Annotated in this window: 16 protein-coding genes; 2 read left to right on the forward strand and 14 right to left on the reverse strand. The window is 49.5% G+C overall.

From position 1 onward, the window contains the following. Positions 1-57 precede the first annotated feature (57 nt). The 4 genes from asnB to PXC00_RS07940 form a co-directional block, all read right to left on the reverse strand. Positions 58-1,893 (reverse strand): asparagine synthase (glutamine-hydrolyzing), encoded by a 1,836-nt coding sequence (gene asnB / locus PXC00_RS07925; protein WP_275844041.1) that lies wholly within the window; start codon positions 1,891-1,893, stop codon positions 58-60. A gap of 117 nt (positions 1,894-2,010) precedes the next feature. Next, positions 2,011-2,265, reverse strand: a complete 255-nt coding sequence (locus PXC00_RS07930; RefSeq protein WP_275844040.1) for a spore coat protein — start codon at positions 2,263-2,265, stop codon at positions 2,011-2,013. 13 nt (positions 2,266-2,278) lie between these two features. Beyond that, positions 2,279-2,452 carry a hypothetical protein gene (locus tag PXC00_RS07935; RefSeq protein ID WP_275844039.1) on the reverse strand — a complete coding sequence of 58 codons (174 nt, stop codon included), beginning with the start codon at positions 2,450-2,452 and terminating at the stop codon, positions 2,279-2,281. Positions 2,453-2,523: 71 nt separating this feature from the next. Beyond that, positions 2,524-3,135: a hypothetical protein gene (locus PXC00_RS07940; RefSeq protein ID WP_275844038.1), complete on the reverse strand. Its 612-nt coding sequence runs from the start codon at positions 3,133-3,135 to the stop codon at positions 2,524-2,526. Between the two features lie 166 nt (positions 3,136-3,301). Here PXC00_RS07940 and PXC00_RS07945 point away from each other — a divergent pair, with 166 nt between their 5' ends. Together PXC00_RS07945 and PXC00_RS07950 are read left to right on the forward strand one after the other, a co-directional pair. Further along, the gene (locus PXC00_RS07945; protein ID WP_275844037.1) at positions 3,302-3,601 is read left to right on the forward strand and encodes a phasin family protein; all 300 of its coding nucleotides are present in this window, start codon (positions 3,302-3,304) and stop codon (positions 3,599-3,601) included. After that, positions 3,598-5,199 (forward strand): ABC1 kinase family protein, encoded by a 1,602-nt coding sequence (locus PXC00_RS07950; RefSeq protein WP_275844036.1) that lies wholly within the window; start codon positions 3,598-3,600, stop codon positions 5,197-5,199. The genes PXC00_RS07945 and PXC00_RS07950 overlap by 4 nt, the downstream gene beginning before the upstream one ends. A 40-nt stretch (positions 5,200-5,239) precedes the next feature. On the opposite strand, the gene PXC00_RS07955 is transcribed toward PXC00_RS07950, so the two are convergent. The 10 genes from PXC00_RS07955 to PXC00_RS08000 all read right to left on the reverse strand — a co-directional run bounded on the left by PXC00_RS07955 (position 5,240) and on the right by PXC00_RS08000 (position 16,419). Continuing rightward, positions 5,240-5,728, reverse strand: a complete 489-nt coding sequence (locus PXC00_RS07955; RefSeq protein ID WP_275844035.1) for a deoxycytidylate deaminase — start codon at positions 5,726-5,728, stop codon at positions 5,240-5,242. 118 nt (positions 5,729-5,846) lie between these two features. Next, the gene (locus PXC00_RS07960; protein ID WP_275844034.1) at positions 5,847-7,130 is read right to left on the reverse strand and encodes an O-acetylhomoserine aminocarboxypropyltransferase/cysteine synthase family protein; all 1,284 of its coding nucleotides are present in this window, start codon (positions 7,128-7,130) and stop codon (positions 5,847-5,849) included. A gap of 62 nt (positions 7,131-7,192) precedes the next feature. Beyond that, positions 7,193-7,684 carry a hypothetical protein gene (locus tag PXC00_RS07965; RefSeq protein WP_275844033.1) on the reverse strand — a complete coding sequence of 164 codons (492 nt, stop codon included), beginning with the start codon at positions 7,682-7,684 and terminating at the stop codon, positions 7,193-7,195. Positions 7,685-7,813: 129 nt separating this feature from the next. Next, a complete protein-coding gene (locus PXC00_RS07970; protein WP_275844032.1) occupies positions 7,814-9,418 on the reverse strand; it encodes a flavin monoamine oxidase family protein in 1,605 nt (534 codons plus the stop codon). Between the two features lie 280 nt (positions 9,419-9,698). Continuing rightward, positions 9,699-10,700 (reverse strand): hypothetical protein, encoded by a 1,002-nt coding sequence (locus tag PXC00_RS07975; RefSeq protein WP_275844031.1) that lies wholly within the window; start codon positions 10,698-10,700, stop codon positions 9,699-9,701. Positions 10,701-11,040: 340 nt separating this feature from the next. Then, a complete protein-coding gene (locus PXC00_RS07980) occupies positions 11,041-11,355 on the reverse strand; it encodes a hypothetical protein (RefSeq protein ID WP_275844030.1) in 315 nt (104 codons plus the stop codon). A 206-nt stretch (positions 11,356-11,561) separates the two neighbouring features. Beyond that, on the reverse strand, positions 11,562-12,206 hold the full coding sequence (locus tag PXC00_RS07985; RefSeq protein WP_275844067.1) for a VTT domain-containing protein: 645 nt from the start codon (positions 12,204-12,206) through the stop codon (positions 11,562-11,564). A 165-nt stretch (positions 12,207-12,371) separates the two neighbouring features. Then, positions 12,372-14,213 carry an APC family permease gene (locus PXC00_RS07990; protein WP_275844029.1) on the reverse strand — a complete coding sequence of 614 codons (1,842 nt, stop codon included), beginning with the start codon at positions 14,211-14,213 and terminating at the stop codon, positions 12,372-12,374. Between the two features lie 415 nt (positions 14,214-14,628). After that, positions 14,629-15,573, reverse strand: a complete 945-nt coding sequence (locus PXC00_RS07995) for a transketolase family protein (protein ID WP_275844028.1) — start codon at positions 15,571-15,573, stop codon at positions 14,629-14,631. Between the two features lie 3 nt (positions 15,574-15,576). Then, positions 15,577-16,419 carry a transketolase gene (locus PXC00_RS08000; protein WP_275844027.1) on the reverse strand — a complete coding sequence of 281 codons (843 nt, stop codon included), beginning with the start codon at positions 16,417-16,419 and terminating at the stop codon, positions 15,577-15,579. Positions 16,420-16,466: the final 47 nt, after the last annotated feature.

Consider the following 16,466-nt stretch of genomic DNA (forward strand, 5'->3'; position numbering starts at 1 on the left):
CTGGAACACAAAATGCGTTTCAGACGCTGCTTTTCCTATCCGGCTATTTTTATAGCGCTACATAATCCGAACGTGGTTCTCTTTCATCCACCAGTGAATCTGCAAAAGATAGGCAAAGATTTGCGGCACACGCATCAGCTGCCCATACCATGGCTCTTTCAAATCGTTGGGATGCTCCGCAAGGTCACGCAGCCGGTCAAAGTCCAATAAATCTTTAAGCGGACTCCCCTCCTCCATCGCCTGCAGGAACAGCGCCATGACGCGGTCAAAGTAAACCGGGCTGAACGTGCGCGGGTACGGACTCTTTTTTCGCCATGCAATCCGCTCCGGCAGCAGATCGCTGAATGCTTCGCGCAGGATGCCCTTTTCCCTGCCGTGCAGACTCTTTAACTCCCACGGCAGATTATAAGCGTACTCCACCAGGCGGTGATCACAGAACGGCACACGCATTTCCACCCCGCTGTACATCGACATTCGATCTTTTCTCGTTAAAAGCGTCTGCATAAACCAATCGGTGTTGAGCCGGAACATCTCCCGCATCCGCGCTTCCTTTTTGCTTTCATCGGGCAGTTTATCCGTATCTGCCAGCGTTTTTAGATACTCGGCGCGCACATACTCGGCACTATCCCCTTTGAGCACATCTGGCTGCAAAATGCTCTTGCGCAAATTAACTGAGCGCGACCATGGGAAGGTGTCTTCAAACAGGATTTCTTCCCGATGGTACCATGGATATCCTCCGAAAATTTCATCTGCGCACTCACCGGAAAGTCCCACGGTATAATCCGGCTTAATCGCACGGCAAAATAGCAGCAGAGAGGAATCAATATCTGCCATACCAGGATAATCCCGCGCACGCACCGCATCCACCAGTGCATCAGCCTGCGCCGCATTTTCCAGAACAATGTTATGATGGTCAGAGCCAATCGCCTCCGCCATTTCCCCGATAAACTCACTGTCCGGCGCCGGCTGAAACAGATTGCGCTGAAAATATTTTGCATTGTCAATATAATCTACAGAATAGGTAGAAAGCCTGCGTCCCTGCTCCTTGTACTCTTGCGCAGCCACGGCGGAAATAATGGAGCTGTCCAAACCGCCGGAAAGCAACGTGCACAGCGGTACATCCGAAACCAGCTGGCGGCGGATGCTGTCAATCAGAAGGCTGCGCACGTGCGCAACGGATGTCTTCTCATCTTCTGTATGTTCCCGCGCCGTTAATTTCCACCAGCGCCGAACCTGCGGTGCCTGCCCCTTCCGGTAAGTCAGGCAGCACCCCGGCGCCAGTTCCTGCATCCCCCGGTAAACCGCTTTGCCGGGGATGGCACCCGGCCCCAAAAGAAAAATCTGGTTGAGGCCTTGCGAATCGACAATCGGTTCTACCAAAGGGTTGGCAAGCAGCGCTTTGATTTCCGAGCCGAAAAGAAACCCGTCTGAGTACGCATAATAATAAAACGGCTTTACCCCCAAACGGTCGCGCGCGGCAAACAGCCGCTGTGCATTTTTTTCCCAGACAGCAAAAGCAAAAATGCCGTTCAGTTCCTGCAGACAGTTCTCCCCCCACATTCCATACGCTTGCAGCAAAACTTCCGTGTCACTGTGCGACTGAAACCGGCACCCCAGCGCTTCCAAACGCTGCCGCAGGTCATCAGTATTGTAAAGCTCCCCGTTGTAAACCAGGACGTACGTTTCCTCCTCGGTGTGCGCCTGCATTGGCTGATGGCCGTTTTCCGGGTCGACCACTGCCAGCCGCCGGTGCAGCAGGCAGGCGTTCGGCTCCATATACTGGCCGTGGTCATCCGGCCCGCGGCGCTCCAGAGTTCGGGACATCGCATCCAGTGCCGTCTGCTGGTCCGGCAGATACCGCTGTGAATCAATCCATCCGGCAATTCCACACATTTTGTTTACCCCTTTCCGCTTTGTTTCTTTGCTAGAATATGCGTAATAGATTCCGCTTGTGCATTTACAGTAAAAAGCCGAGGCAACTGAAGGAAAAGGTTGCTTCGGCTTTTGTTTTTACTGCTGCTGAGAGCAGGAAAACTTTTGTTTAATCTGCTGCATTTGCTGCTGGGGTGCCTGCTGGGTAGTGTACCAGCCCTTATCAGACATCTTCTTGTATATATCTCCCTGCATTGTGAGAGAATCCTGCAGCGCTCTTGTAAACGCTTGATTTACATTTTGCGTACCGGATTCAATGCTGCCGTGCAAATACAAGTCGCAGGCGTTTTTTTCGGTGGTAAGCAAGTCCTGCATGGTGTTTCTGTCATCCATATTCTGTTTCTCCTTAAACCAAGTCGTAGAACTGTTTAAAAATCTGCTGATGTTTGTTGCCCATCTGCTTGACGCACTGCTTGAGCTGCGGGTCTGTAATGGAAGAAGCCGCATTCTCGCACTGTTTCTGCAAGAACTGCTCATGAGAAAGTGCATCTTCGATATAGGTTAATTCTTTTGGACTCATAAAATAACACCTCCGTACAATACTTTGCACAGAGGTGCCCCACTTATACATTCCTGTTTTATCCTTTTGTTTTAAAGCGCCAGATTGACGATGAAACCAAGCACGCCGACTGCCAGCAGCGCCAGATCCAAAATCAGCATGGGACGAATCACAGAGATTCGTTCCGGTTGTTCCGTCTGCAAATCTTCTGGGACAAGGTATTCGTCCAAAGTCAAAGTGTCCTCCTCCAGAAGATGCCGCTCGCCAAGCTGAATGGTTTTGCCCGATACAGGATACAACTCAATATAATAGCGCAGAAATTTAGAGTATGTTTTGGTACCAACCGCTGGCTGTGCCAGAATATTTTTCAGTGCGCGGTGCGGAATCCGGTGCTCTTTGGGCAGCAAGCCGCAGCTTACCCCAACCAAATCCGCTCCGTCCCGGCGCAAAATGGGATACAGAAGGTGCACCAGCCCCATTTGCAGCATCGCCGCCCCTAACACATAAAACAGCAGATACAGATACCAGTAGATATGTCCCATGCTCATCGCTGTAAACGCGGGAACTAAGCAAACCACTGAAAAAAGCAGATTCAAAATGGAAAATGCGCGCTTTTCATACACTGCCGGCTGTGTATGCTCCCAACTTTCTTCTGTATATGCCGGTTCTTCATAAAGGTCCAGAATATTCAGCTTTTTCTCCACAATTCAGTTCCTTTCCGGAGAACATCCATTTTCTGCAGAAAATCATAACACAAATCGTGCGTTTCGTCAAAGTCACCTTCGTTTGTGTACAGTTTCTGAATTTTATGATTTTGACTTTATATTTTTTACAACCTGTGCTATTCTATGAAAAAAGGAGGTATCTTTCATGAGTATCAGTGAAGATCTGAAAAAAATCGTTTTGGCAGGCATCGGTGCTGCCGCAGTCACCTGCGAAAAGAGCAAGGAAATTGTCGATTCTCTGGTGGAAAAGGGTGAGCTCACCGTTGCGCAAGGCAAAGTAATTAACGAAGAATTAAAGCGCCGCGCAACCGAAAAAAAGGAAACTGCCGACGCGCAAAAAGCAGAACAGGCCGCCAGCCAAATTCTGGATGCCGTTGACACCCTGACACCGGAACAGCGTGCTACTCTCAAGGCAAAGCTGGAACAGCTTGATACAGACGAATGAACACTTCCTCTGGCAGCAGTTCTGCACGGCTGCGGGAACTGCTCAACGTCCTGCGGCGGCATAATGTACTGCATGGCTTAACGCCCGAAACGCTGCGTCGGATTCTGGAAGACTTGGGCCCCACCTATGTGAAGCTGGGACAGATTATGTCCATGCGAAGCGATATTCTGCCTCGTGAATACTGCAAAGAGTTGGAAAAACTGCGGGCAACGGTGCACCCGGTGCCCTTTTCAGAAATCTCAGAAATGCTCCGGCAAGAATACGGCTGTCCGATTTCGCAAATTTTTTCCAATATGGATGAAACGCCACTCGGTTCCGCCTCCATCGCGCAAGTTTACAAAGCAGTTCTCAAAGAAACCGGTCAGAAAGTTGTTGTCAAAGTGCAGCGCCCCGGCATTCACGACACCATGCAGCAGGATGTCCGGCTGATGCACAAGGCAGTGCGCCTGCTGAACCGCATGGGGGCTGCCGCACACAGCCCGCTGGACTTTAACGCTGTGATTGACGAAATGTGGGCAGTGGCGCAGCAGGAAATGAATTTTCTGCAGGAAGCAGAGCATATGCAGGAATTTTCCCGCCTGAACCGGGAAATTGCCTATGTCACCTGCCCGCAGGTCAACCGCCGCCTGAGCACCGAACGCGTTCTGGTTATGGAATATATCGATGGCATCCCCGTGGACAGTACCGAACGCCTGACACAGCTAGGATACGACATGGAAGAAATCGGGACCAAGCTGGTAGAGAATTTTTCCAAACAGGTTTTGGATGATGCATTCTTTCATGCAGACCCGCATCCGGGAAATGTCTGGATTTGCGGAGGAAAAATTGTATTTTTAGACTTCGGCATGATTGGCCGCATTACCAGGCACGACCAACAGATTCTGCGCAGTATGTTTCGTGCTGTTGCCGAGCATGACGTCCACCGTCTGGAAGAGGGACTGCTGACCATTGGCACTGCCCGTCGGCGAATTGACCACGCGCGGCTTTACGATGCACTGGATGAACTGCTGCGCAAATACGGAGACACTGACCTTTCTGAAATCGACCTTGGCAAGGCACTGCAGGAGCTTTTTCAGCTGGCTACCGCATTTGAGATTGCCATTCCCTCTGGTTTCACCATGTTGGGGCGCGGTGTTTTGACTTTGGAGGGTGTCATTGCAAAATGCTGCCCGACAGTCAGTCTGACAGACATCATTACCACACATCTTGCAGGGGAATTTACCAGGCAAATTGATGTGAAGCAGGAACTGCTTCACGCTGGCAAAGCACTTTACGGGAGTCTGCACAGCGGCCTGCGTTTGCCGACCTATCTGGCAAACGCTTTAAAAACTTATGCAAAAGGACACACGAAGCTGAACCTGGAAATTGTCGGTTCAGAAGAACTGCTGGACAAACTGGACCGCATGATTAACAAGTTGGTTGTCTGTTTGATCGCCGCTTCCCTGCTGCTGGGTTCCAGTATCCTCTGCAATACCAACATGAAGCCGCAGATTTTCGGGCTTCCTGCGCTTGGTCTGCTGGGCTTTCTGATTGCTTTTATCTTGTGTGCGTATCTGCTTCTTTCCATCTTGCACAATTCCAAAGACAAGAAACGATAAATGCCGTCCGCTTCTGTACGGACGGCATTTCTTTGCCTTTTTACTCATGTTTGTAATGCAGTGTAATTTCTTTTTTCTCGGGCTTCAGCTGCCGAACCGCAATTCCCGCGCTGCGCAGCATCCGCTTGCTCGCCTGAGTGCTGGGTGCATCCGCGTACTTATCCGAAAGATACACCACCTCTTTAATGCCAGACTGGATGATCGCTTTTGCACACTCATTGCACGGGAACAAATCGACATAAATGGAAGCACCAGTCAGTGATTTTCCGCCGGAATTGAGAATCGCGTTCAGCTCTGCATGCACCACAAACGGGTACTTGGTTCCGGCTGGCTCCCCTTCTCGTTCCCATGGGTATTCATCATCGGAACAGCCGACCGGAAAACCATTATAGCCTGTCGAAAGGATAATGTGCTGCCGGTTGACAATGCAAGCCCCGACCTGTGTGTGGGGGTCCTTGCTGCGCATTGCCGCCAAAAGCGCAACACCCATGAAATATTCATCCCAGGAAATATAGTCCTGCCTTTTCAAGGAAATCACTCCGTTCAAAATTCATTCGCCACTCATTATAACAGAAAAACGCCACAGAACAAAGGAAGAAAGCCCTTTGGCAGAAAAAACCGCCAGCTACACAAGCCGGCGGGTCACGTTATGCTTTCACTTTTTCTAACGCCTGCCGAATATCAGCCAAAATATCCTCGATGTTTTCAATGCCAACCGACATCCGAATCATATCCGCACTGATACCGGCATCAAGCAGCTGCGCATCCGTCAGCTGACGGTGCGTGGTACTTGCCGGGTGCAAAACACTGGTACGAAGATCAGCCACATGAATCACCATGGACGCCAGTTTTAGCGATTCCATGAACTTCGCTGCGGCGGCGCGCCCGCCTTTCACGCCAAACGAAATGACCCCACAGGAACCATGCGGCATATACTTCTGCGCCAGCTGATAATACGGACTACTTGCAAGGCCTGGATAATTGACCCAGCTGATGCGTGAATCCTTCTCCAGGAACTCTGCCACTTTCTGCGCATTGGCACAATGCCGTTCCATGCGCAGCGCCAAGGTTTCCAACCCAAGATTTAAGAGAAACGCGTTTTCCGGCGCAGCCTGGCAGCCCAGATCCCGCATTAGGTGCACACGTGCCTTCACAATATAAGCTGCCTTGCCAAAACGCTCTGTGTAAACCATCCCATGGTAGGACGCATCCGGTTCTGTCAACATCGGGAAGTTGCCGTTGGTCCAATCAAACCGGCCGCTGTCTACAATGGCACCGCCAATCTGCACGGCATGACCATCCATATACTTCGTTGTGGAGTGAACCACAACATCAGCACCAAACTGAAACGGCCTGCAGTTAATCGGGGTCGGGAATGTATTGTCTACAATCAGCGGAACGCCGTGTGCATGTGCAACTTTCGCGTACAGTTCCAAATCCGTAACGACCAGGGCTGGATTTGCCAGTGTCTCACAGTAAACCACACGGGTGTTCGGCTGCATGGCGGCTTCCAGTTCTGCTTCCGCGGCATCCGGCGCGACAAAAGTTACATCAATGCCCATATCACGCATGGTTTTGTTAAAGAGATTAAATGCACCGCCGTAAATGGCGCTGCTGCTGACAATATGATCCCCTGCTTTGCAAATGTTGAGAACCGCAATAAAGATTGCAGACATTCCGGAAGAGGTTGCGACACAGCCAACGCCACCTTCCAAAGCAGCAATTTTCTTTTCCACTGCATCGATGGTGGGGTTGGAAATTCGCGTGTAAAAGTAACCGTCGTCTTCCAAATTGAATAGACGACCCATTTCCTCTGCATTGTCATAGTAAAAAGTGGTACTCTGCACAATGGGAAGAACTTGCGGTTCCCCGCTTTTCGGCGTATAGCCAGAATGGATACACGCAGTATCCGGCCTGTAAGATTGATCCATTTTCTGCACTTCCTTGTTCGTATTAAGAAGCCCGTTTTCGGGCATGAAATGACAAATTCCGCTCAGGCAAAAAAGCCTTTCAACCAGCCAGCAGCTGCATCAGAAGCAAAAACGACCCCCGCGACCAACAAAATAAACAGAATTGCAGAGAAAGCCCGCCAGAACATCCGCTTTCGGCGCGGCATGACTTCGAACACTTCTCCTTTGACACGGTAAGTCTGCGGCTTTCCTTCCGGTTCTAGCGACTGATCCGGCGCAGCCTCCGTTTCCGGTGATGGAAACACCACGTTTCGCAGTTCCTCTGCCTCGCGCCAACGGCAGCAGGGCACATAAAAATTGTACACTTCCGCACCGGTATTGCCCGCAGAAACCGCCGGTCGTTTTTCATAAGGAACGCCATGATCCTGCAGCAATCCCTCCAGCATACCGGATTTTGCTCCCTGTGCGGTAGCAAGGCGCACCGGTGTCTCTGCCTGCGGTTCTTCCAGCCGGCGATTGCCGCACACCGGACATTCTTTTTCGCAAAGCACATGGCAGTTCGCACAATACCGCATAGGGCACCTCCGTTTGCTGACTCTCTGCAAATTTTCTTTAATACATTTTATTATACGCCGAATTCTGTCGGTTCACAAGGTTTTCCGCATGAATTTGCAGCAGATTTCGCACCGACACATTCGCTGTGTTTAGTCGGGAAACGGATGCAGAACTGCCTGACACGCCACTTCATTTGCCGCCAGCATGCCGCTTTGCAGGGCTCCCTGCATCCACCCCGGTTGCGTGGATACGGCGTCGCCTGCAAATAAAACGCGGCCGTCATATTCCGGTTGTGCGGCAGCAAGTGCAAATGCAGTTCGCTGCCCCGGCGCAAAACGTGGAAACGCACCGTAAAAGCCAGCCTCGTCAGCCCAACAAAGCGTTTTGCATCGCAAAACCACAGGGTCCAGTTCGTGTTCTGCCAATCCGTGAATCCGCTCTATCTGGCGCTTCGTCCATGCTGCGCGCTGCGCTGCGGGCACAGCGCCAAGCACCACCGCATCCTGTCCAAAGCTAACAGATGCCGTCAAAACACGAATATCTGTGGGTACGTCACCGCTGGGAACCGGACCATTCGGATACCACACAGTCTGCACCGGCAGATCCGTAACGGAACGCCCGCCGTGAATACCGTCTTCGCACCAAAACGGCGTTTTGCAGAGAAACAGGGTCTTTTGTGCCGGCATACTCTGCACCTCCCGAATGACCTGCATCTTTTCTGGACTGAACGCCGGCGAAATCTGCAGAGTTCGCAGGGCGGGAAAGGGAACCGTGGAAATTACATAATCAAAATCCTGCAGTTCCTCTGCAGACTGCCCCTGCTCCCGAAAAAACAGCCGCACGCGGTCGGGGAAGCCGCCCTCGATTCGAACAACGGCCGCCCCCTGCCGAAAACACACATTGCCAAGTCTTTTTCGCTCAAACGGCTGGTATTCTGGCGGATTCGGCATTGCCAGCGAACGTTGGAACGCCTCGGGCAGACTACTTGCACCGCCCTCGATTTGATACAAGCAGGAATCTGTTTCCAAATAGCTCCGGCTCCAGTTGCAGCTGCAGTTGTTCCATGCCGCATTGTGCAGCGCCAAAGTAGAAAGCAATTCCATGCCACCGTTGCTCAAACGATTCTTCTCCAAAATCTGGCGCAGGCTGAGATGGTCATACTGCCAATACCGGTCACAGTACTGCTGCTTAATCTGCAGAATTTCACGTCGTTCTTCCGGAAGCAGGCGCAGTAAATCATGGTGTACATAAACCTGCATCCACTGCTCCCACGGCAGTCCTTTTTCACATTTGGTCAACCGATACTGTGGGTACAGATAGGCTTTCACCCCCAAACCCAGCGGATCATTGCGAATCCGGATGCCCCGGTCATAGATATATCCGCTTACCGCTGAAGCACAGGGACGGGTTTTCAGGTGGAATAAATCCACATAGTGCCACACCGTTTGGTGTGCCACCGGTACCACAGCGCCGCCCAGTTCTCCGTAAAGGGATTTCCCCTTATCGAAATAATAGGTGTAAACCCTGCCGCCGATGCGCTCTTTTTGCTTCTCAAAAACCGTAATGTCAAATCCCAGTTTGCGCAGCTCAAATGCAGCAGAAAGCCCCGCAAGACCTGCCCCGATTATAGCTGCCTTTTTCCCTTTACACAGCGCCGGCGTTGCCAATTTTAGAATCGAATTCGGCGGATTCAGCAGGTTCACAATATTCCAAAAATCTTCCGGATGACCGCCCTCTGTCAGCGCCTGTTCCAACAACTGATACCGATCGGAACTGCTGGGGTTTGGCTGTGCTTCGACAAGTGGAATTTCCGTTGCTCACACGCCCTTTCCGATATTCTTCCTATCTAAGGATATCAAAAAGGCGCTTGCGCTATGCCTGTTCCCCTGTGTCAACGCCCTAATTTATTTGCAAAAGCGCTGCAAAAGAGGAAGAAGCAAACTTCTGTTTTGATTGCAGCTCATGAAACAGGCACCGAAGTCTGCAATTGTTCTGCAGACCTCGGTGCCTGTTTCTTATGTATCCTACCCATCGTCAAGACGTATAACTATCAATCACCCGCTCTGCCGATGAGGATACATAAGGCCCAATGGGCATTCCCTGCTTTGGCTCAAAGCCAAGTGAAGTGGTCCATTGATTATCTTCCCAGCAGTAACTGCCTGCTTTCCCTTTGATGAAAAAGTACAGCCCATATGTATTTTCGCTGTCGCTAGCCTCTTTCCTTTCCAACTTGCATGACTGAAGCTTCGACAAAAGTGCCGCGATTTCTGCAGAATCGGTCAATGTGTGAGTACCGTCATCCTCATCCGCATTGATTTCAGCGTTGCGTTTGCACTTTTGCAGCATGATTTTTTCAACCTGCCAGTCAGATGTGCCAAAAATTTTTCCAAAAGTAGTTTCTTTCGGAGAATAAGCATCCGCCTTTGGTGCGGAAAGGAGCCTATCGTATTCCTCGGCAATCACTTGATCCGCTTTTGGCGAGTCATACACGCCCAGCGGCCACAAAGCATAAGCACTGTCGTCTTTTCTGATGCCTTTGCTTGAAAAATCATGCTGTTCCCAGCTATACCAAGCAGCGTCCTGCCGCGCGGCTTCACCGACATTTCCCAATGTGTCATCCGTAAAGCGCAGCACCGGCGCATTCGATGTTTTCTGCTGTTTGCGCTGATAGGTCAGCGTGCAATCCTTCAGCTTGCTTGCCACCTCATGCACCTGCCAAGGCAGATCCAACACCAATTCCTTAGAGGATGCATTTTTCTGCAAAATCATATGCGTTACATGGGTGCCACCGGTTTCCGCCTCTCCCTCACGGGGTGTCCAAAGCATCCATTGAAATTTGATTTTTGCGAGGTTGTGCATCCCCGCCGCAACGGCAGACGTTGTTTCACCGGAACCTGCCTTGTCAGAGGCTGCGGAAGTTATTTGCGATGTCTGACTGTTGGTCTGTGCTCCTGCACATCCAGCCATCCCAAGCACTATTGCAGTTAGAATTATAGATGCCATAATGTAAGTCTGTTTTCCGCTCTTCTTTTTCATGTTTACTCCTCCCAAACGTAATCATTAAGGCGCGTTATATTTATGGCTCAACCCATAAAACTAAACTTCAAAAGTTTCTGCCCATTGTAATTGCAACCAACTTCAACCCATCCAGAAGACTCACACATACCAGTTTTATTTTGATAAAACCTATAGCTTATTCCAGCAAATGCTTCCGGTTGTGGGTTGCTAATTAAACCCTTAGCATAATCATTAAAATCCGAGCGGTAAAATCCGGCATGTTTTGTAACATCGGTTCCATATGTGGTACTGCAATAAACTTTCTTTGCAGCCTTGTTAATGTAAAATGTCCCCTGTACTCGAACCTGTCCTGCCCATGTTAAGCCCTGATCTGTTTGAACATCACGTACGATTTCATAAACTTTTTTGTAGTATAACCGCTAAGCAGTGATGTTGCCAAGAAATCCGTATTTTGAACTGTTGTTTCAATAACAGTATCTTTACTAATGGTACCGTTACTAAACGTCGTTACGAATTCAGTAATATTCACATTAGGAGTATTACTAGGTAAGTCACGCTGTATCTGCGAAATTTGTGTTACATTCGTACGTTGATTTTGCAATTTTGTTTTGTCTGCTGTGGCGGCATGAATAGGCATTGCTGTTACTATTGCCATTACGCTGATAATCAGCATAAAAGCTACTTCTTTTTAATTCTCTTCCACATTATGATACATATCCTCTACATTTTTGTGTTTGTATGGTTACATTGTATCTAATTGTTCTTTAGCTGTCAATCTTTTCTTTGTAAAATCGAGGATTTTTTACACAATACATTGTGATTAAAGCCTAAAAAATAGCTTCTTCATCGAAGAAACTACTTTTTTCGGATTATCCAATTTTATGCATCTGCTTCATCCTTTGCGGAAGCGTGCGCCTTGCTGTGAAGAAATGCAACTGCGGCAGGAAGCACAGAGATGAAAATGATTGCAATCACAATGAGGCTGAAATGCGTTTTCACAAAGCTGATATTGCCAAAGAAAAAGCCAATGCCAAACATCAGCGATACCCACAGGAATCCGCCGATAAAATTGTATCGAAGAAAATGCCGGTAAGTCATCTCCCCCACACCCGCTACAAATGGTGCAAATGTGCGGATAATGGGAACGAACCGAGCAATCGTAATAGCTTTCCCACCGTGACGCTCAAAGAAAGCGTGTGTCTTGTCAATATACTCCATCTTAATGAGCGGGATATGCTCCTTTCGATGAATCCTTTCCCGCAGCATATGCCCAATGTGATAATTCATGGTATCCCCGCCGATGGCTGCCACGTAAAAAAGCAAAAGCATCAGCGGCGCGGAAATGGCACTGCCGACCGCCGCAATCGCGCCGGTTGCAAAAATCAGGGAGTCACCGGGCAGAAACGGCGTGACCACCAATCCCGTTTCAATAAAAATGGCAACAAACAAAACGACGTACGCAAGCACATTGTACTGGCTGATTAGCACATTCAGGTACTTGTCCAAATGCAGAACAATATCCATGAGCAATTCAAAAGTCACAGCGTTTCCTCCATCATACAATTCATTTTGTGCCCCGCAGGGCGCGAACGGATTGGGGAAAAGGAACAGGTGAAAACAAATCCCCACACAAAAAGCACTTTGATTTATTGTATCGGGATTCTGCCTGCTTTGCAAGCGTGATTTCTTTTATTCATTAATTATATACGGAATCGAAACAACTACCACGTTACGCCGATGCAGTAAGGACGCACGCAGCCGTATTGACGTCTGATTGTGTAAAATATTGTGCCACCATTTCGGAATAATGAACTGTGGCAGAACTACGGTCAGCATTTCATGCGCGCCAAGTTTTTTCTCCATGGCATCCACGTGATGAATCAGCAGTTCATTCACATTGCGGTAGGGCGCCTCTTCCACAACAATTTTTTCTTTTAAGCCTAGAGTCGCGTATTGATTCAACAGTTTTTCGGTGACTGATGCATCCGTGCTGACGTGATAAATCTCCAGATCACCATCCAGCGACAGTGCATAATTGAGCGCCTTAATAAAGGATTTGTTGACGGACTGAATGGGAAGAAGAATTTTAGCTTTTACGGAATGGGATAAAACCAGTGCCCCTGCGTCCTGTGTCACTGCCAGATTAGCCCGAACATGATCGTAATGCTTACGTATGGCGAGCATCAGCAAAACCAGCACCGGAATGCAGATTAAAACGATCCAAGCCCCATTGATAAACTTTGTAGCTGCAATGATGACACAGGTAACCGCAGTGGTCACCGCGCCGATGCCGTTAATCACCGCTTTGTGTTTCCAACGCTCACCGCGTACTTTCCGCCAATGAAGAACCATGCCTGTTTGGGAAAGTGTAAAAGAAAGGAAAACGCCCACCGCATACAGCGGCAGCAAGTGGTGCGTGTCGCCCTGAAAAATCACAACCAAACCCGCAGAAAGAACCGATAGCAGCAAAATGCCGTTTGAATAATTCAAGCGCAGGCCACGATCTGCAAAGCTTCTTGCCACATAACTGTCACGCGCCAAAATAGAAAGCAGTTGTGGCAACCCGGAAAACGAAGTGTTGGCAGCCATCACCAGAATCAAGGTGGTCGTTGCCTGAATCACGTAGTACATCACGCTGCCGGTCCCGAACACATTGGTCGCAAGTTTGGAAACCACCGTTTCGCTGCTGCCCGGCACCACCTGATAAAGAGCAATCAAAGTACAGATTCCCACAAAAACTGTCAGCACCAACAAAGCAAGCAGCAGCAAGACTTTTTTAGCATTCTTTTGGGCAGGATTCTTAAAATTCGGAACCCCGTTACTGACCGCTTCCACACCGGTCAGTGCCGTGCAGCCGGAAGCAAAGGCTTTCAAAAGCAGTAAAACAGAAAGACCGCCTGTCTCACGGGGTAGCATTGCGGCTGTCTGTGCCGGCACATCATGAAAAATCAGCACTTTGACCAGCCCGGCCAAAATCATGACGATCACGCTGACAATGAACAGGTAGGTCGGCACACCAAACAGAATGGAAGACTCGCGCAGACCGCGCAGATTTCCCAACGTCAGAAAAGCCACTAAAAGCAGTGCAATGTAAACTTTAAACGGCAGCAGTCCCGGAACAGCCGATGTCACCGCCGCAGTACCCGCGCTGACACTAACCGCAACTGTCAAAACATAGTCAATGGATAAAGAAGCGGCTGCCACCAAGCCCGGCAGTCTGCCTAAATTATCGCTGGCAACACTGTAAGAGCCGCCCCCCTGCGGGTAGCAGTCAATCGTCTGCCGATACGAAAAAACCAGAATGGTCAGCAGAGCAACAATCGCAGCAGCCACGCCAAGCAGCGGTTTGTAAGATGCCGCACCGAGAACCGGAATCAAGACAAGAAGCACTTCTTCGCCGGCATAGGCCACCGAGGAAACCGCATCACTGGACAGAATTGGCAAACCCCAGAAAGCGGAATACTTTTGACTTTCACTCTCCGCGCTTTTAATTGCTTTTCCAAGTAGGACAGATCTTAATTTTGCACGCATATAGATGCTCCCTTAACAAATATCCTTTTACAAAAACCAATCTTTTGCTTCCTGCAGAAAGTTCACACCGCTTTCGCATATTCAAAAGTCATAGATAGTATCTTACTTCTTTTTTTCGCATTGTCAAGCATTCTTTGCAGAACTGTTGTTTTCCATTATTTTTTATGCACTTGATAATAGGATTCATCTATTTTTCTGATTTTAAGCACGAAGAATTACTGCATAACCACTTTTTTCGCATCTCAATGCAGTCCTATTTTATGCAATTCTTATATATCCTTGTTCACTTTTTAACGAAATAATTCGCTCATCTTCTTACGCTATTACGCACATTTATTCAATTCTTTTATAAAAAATCACCAGCCGCAAACGCATCCGTTTGACAGCTGGTGTTTAAAAATAAAGTCAGAACTTTTTACTTGTCCAAAGTCTGCTTGACAGTCTTTATAATGCCCTCTGCACAAAGTCCGAACTCTTTGAGCAAATCCACCGCCGGGCCGGAGTGCCCGAAGCAGTCGTGCGTGCCCATCCGAACAACCGGTGCCGGATACTCCTCGCACAGCGTGCTGCAAACTGCCTCACCGAGACCGCCGATGATGTTGTGTTCCTCAACGGTAACAATCTTCCCCGTTTCTTTGGCTGCCTTGACAATCAGCTCACGATCAAGCGGTTTGATTGTATGAATGTCCAGCACACGGGCAGCGATTCCCTCTGCTTTCAGCGCATCTGCTGCTTTCAGTGCCTCGCTAACCATGAGTCCGGTCGCTGCAATCGTGATGTCACTGCCTTCACGCAGCGTAAGCCCCTTGCCAATTTCAAAGTGGAAGTCATCGTTGTTATTGAAGCTTTCTACCGCCAAACGCCCCAAGCGAATATAACAGGGCCCCGCGTAAGCCGCAGCTGCCTTAACCGCCGCCATCATCTCATAATGGTCAGAGGGGTTCAGCACAACCATGCCCGGAATGGTGCGCATCAAAGCAATATCTTCCAGGCACTGATGGGTTGCACCGTCTTCCCCGACAGAAATGCCCGCATGGGAACCAACGATTTTTACATTGAGGTGCGGATACCCAACCGAATTGCGAACCTGTTCAAATGCGCGACCCGCGCTGAACATGGCGAAACTTGCAGCAAACGGAATTTTTCCGCAGGTTGCCAAACCGGCTGCAATGCCAATCATGTTACACTCAGCAATACCGACATCAATAAAGCGTTCCGGAAATTCTTTCTTAAATATTGCGGTTTTTGTTGCAGCCGCAAGGTCTGCATCCAGCACAACAATGTTCGGATTTTCCTTGGCAGCCGCCGTGACTGCCATGCCAAACGATTCACGCGTTGCTTTTTTAACCATCTCAGCCATTCTTTATGCCTCCAATCCAGCGAGTGATGCCTTCAGTTCTGTCATAGCCTGCCGGTACTCCTCGTCGTTCGGTGCCTTGCCATGCCAGCCGACCGCATTTTCCATGTAGGACACGCCCTTGCCTTTCACTGTCTGCAAAATAATGCAGGAGGGTTTGCCCTGCACCCCACGTGCATGTGCGAAAGCTTTTTCCATCGCATCAAAATCATGACCGTCAATGGTCTGCACATCAAAGCCGAACGCCTCAAACTTTTTGTCAATTGGAGCCGGTCCGCCAACTTCTGCCACAGGACCGTCAATCTGCAGGCCATTGGAATCCACCAGTACGCACAGATTGTCCAGGTTGTGGTGCCCCGCAAACATGGAAGCCTCCCACACCTGACCCTCTTCCAGTTCGCCGTCACCGAGCAGCGTGTAAACACGATATGCCTTTTTGTCCAATTTTCCGGCCAACGCCATACCGCACGCGGCGGAAATGCCCTGCCCGAGCGAGCCGGAGCTCATATCAATGCCGGGCGTGTGCTTCATGTCTGGGTGCCCCTGCAGCATTGCGCCAATATGGCGCAGAGACTTCAGCTCCTCTTTCGGAAAGTACCCACGCTCAGCCAGCGCAGCGTAAAGACCGGGGCAGGTGTGACCTTTGCTCAAGACAAAGCGGTCGCGGTCAGGATTTTTTGCATTCTTCGGGTCAATCCGCATTTCCTTAAAGTACAGGTAAGTGAAAATATCGGCAGCAGAAAGCGAGCCGCCGGGATGACCGGATTTTGCGTGATAAACACCTTCAATCACGCCCATGCGGACTTTGCATGCGGTAACTTTCAGTGCTGTTTTTTCAGTGCTGTTCATGATATCCCTCCTGATGAGTTTTCCGAATCCGTACGTTCTTATTATAC

The sequence above is a fragment of the Caproicibacterium argilliputei genome (assembly GCF_029211325.2).
Classification (GTDB): domain Bacteria; phylum Bacillota; class Clostridia; order Oscillospirales; family Acutalibacteraceae; genus Caproicibacterium; species Caproicibacterium argilliputei.

Coding starts and splice junctions, on each gene's coding strand:
- asnB (WP_275844041.1), bottom strand. CDS start 1,893: ATGTGTGGAATTGCCGGATGGATTGATTCACAGCGGTATCTGCCGGAC.
- PXC00_RS07930 (WP_275844040.1), bottom strand. CDS start 2,265: ATGGATGACAGAAACACCATGCAGGACTTGCTTACCACCGAAAAAAAC.
- PXC00_RS07935 (WP_275844039.1), bottom strand. CDS start 2,452: ATGAGTCCAAAAGAATTAACCTATATCGAAGATGCACTTTCTCATGAG.
- PXC00_RS07945 (WP_275844037.1), top strand. CDS start 3,302: ATGAGTATCAGTGAAGATCTGAAAAAAATCGTTTTGGCAGGCATCGGT.
- PXC00_RS07950 (WP_275844036.1), top strand. CDS start 3,598: ATGAACACTTCCTCTGGCAGCAGTTCTGCACGGCTGCGGGAACTGCTC.
- PXC00_RS07960 (WP_275844034.1), bottom strand. CDS start 7,130: ATGGATCAATCTTACAGGCCGGATACTGCGTGTATCCATTCTGGCTAT.
- PXC00_RS07965 (WP_275844033.1), bottom strand. CDS start 7,684: ATGCGGTATTGTGCGAACTGCCATGTGCTTTGCGAAAAAGAATGTCCG.
- PXC00_RS07975 (WP_275844031.1), bottom strand. CDS start 10,700: ATGAAAAAGAAGAGCGGAAAACAGACTTACATTATGGCATCTATAATT.
- PXC00_RS07980 (WP_275844030.1), bottom strand. CDS start 11,355: ATGCTGATTATCAGCGTAATGGCAATAGTAACAGCAATGCCTATTCAT.
- PXC00_RS07985 (WP_275844067.1), bottom strand. CDS start 12,206: ATGGATATTGTTCTGCATTTGGACAAGTACCTGAATGTGCTAATCAGC.
- PXC00_RS07990 (WP_275844029.1), bottom strand. CDS start 14,213: ATGCGTGCAAAATTAAGATCTGTCCTACTTGGAAAAGCAATTAAAAGC.
- PXC00_RS07995 (WP_275844028.1), bottom strand. CDS start 15,573: ATGGCTGAGATGGTTAAAAAAGCAACGCGTGAATCGTTTGGCATGGCA.
- PXC00_RS08000 (WP_275844027.1), bottom strand. CDS start 16,419: ATGAACAGCACTGAAAAAACAGCACTGAAAGTTACCGCATGCAAAGTC.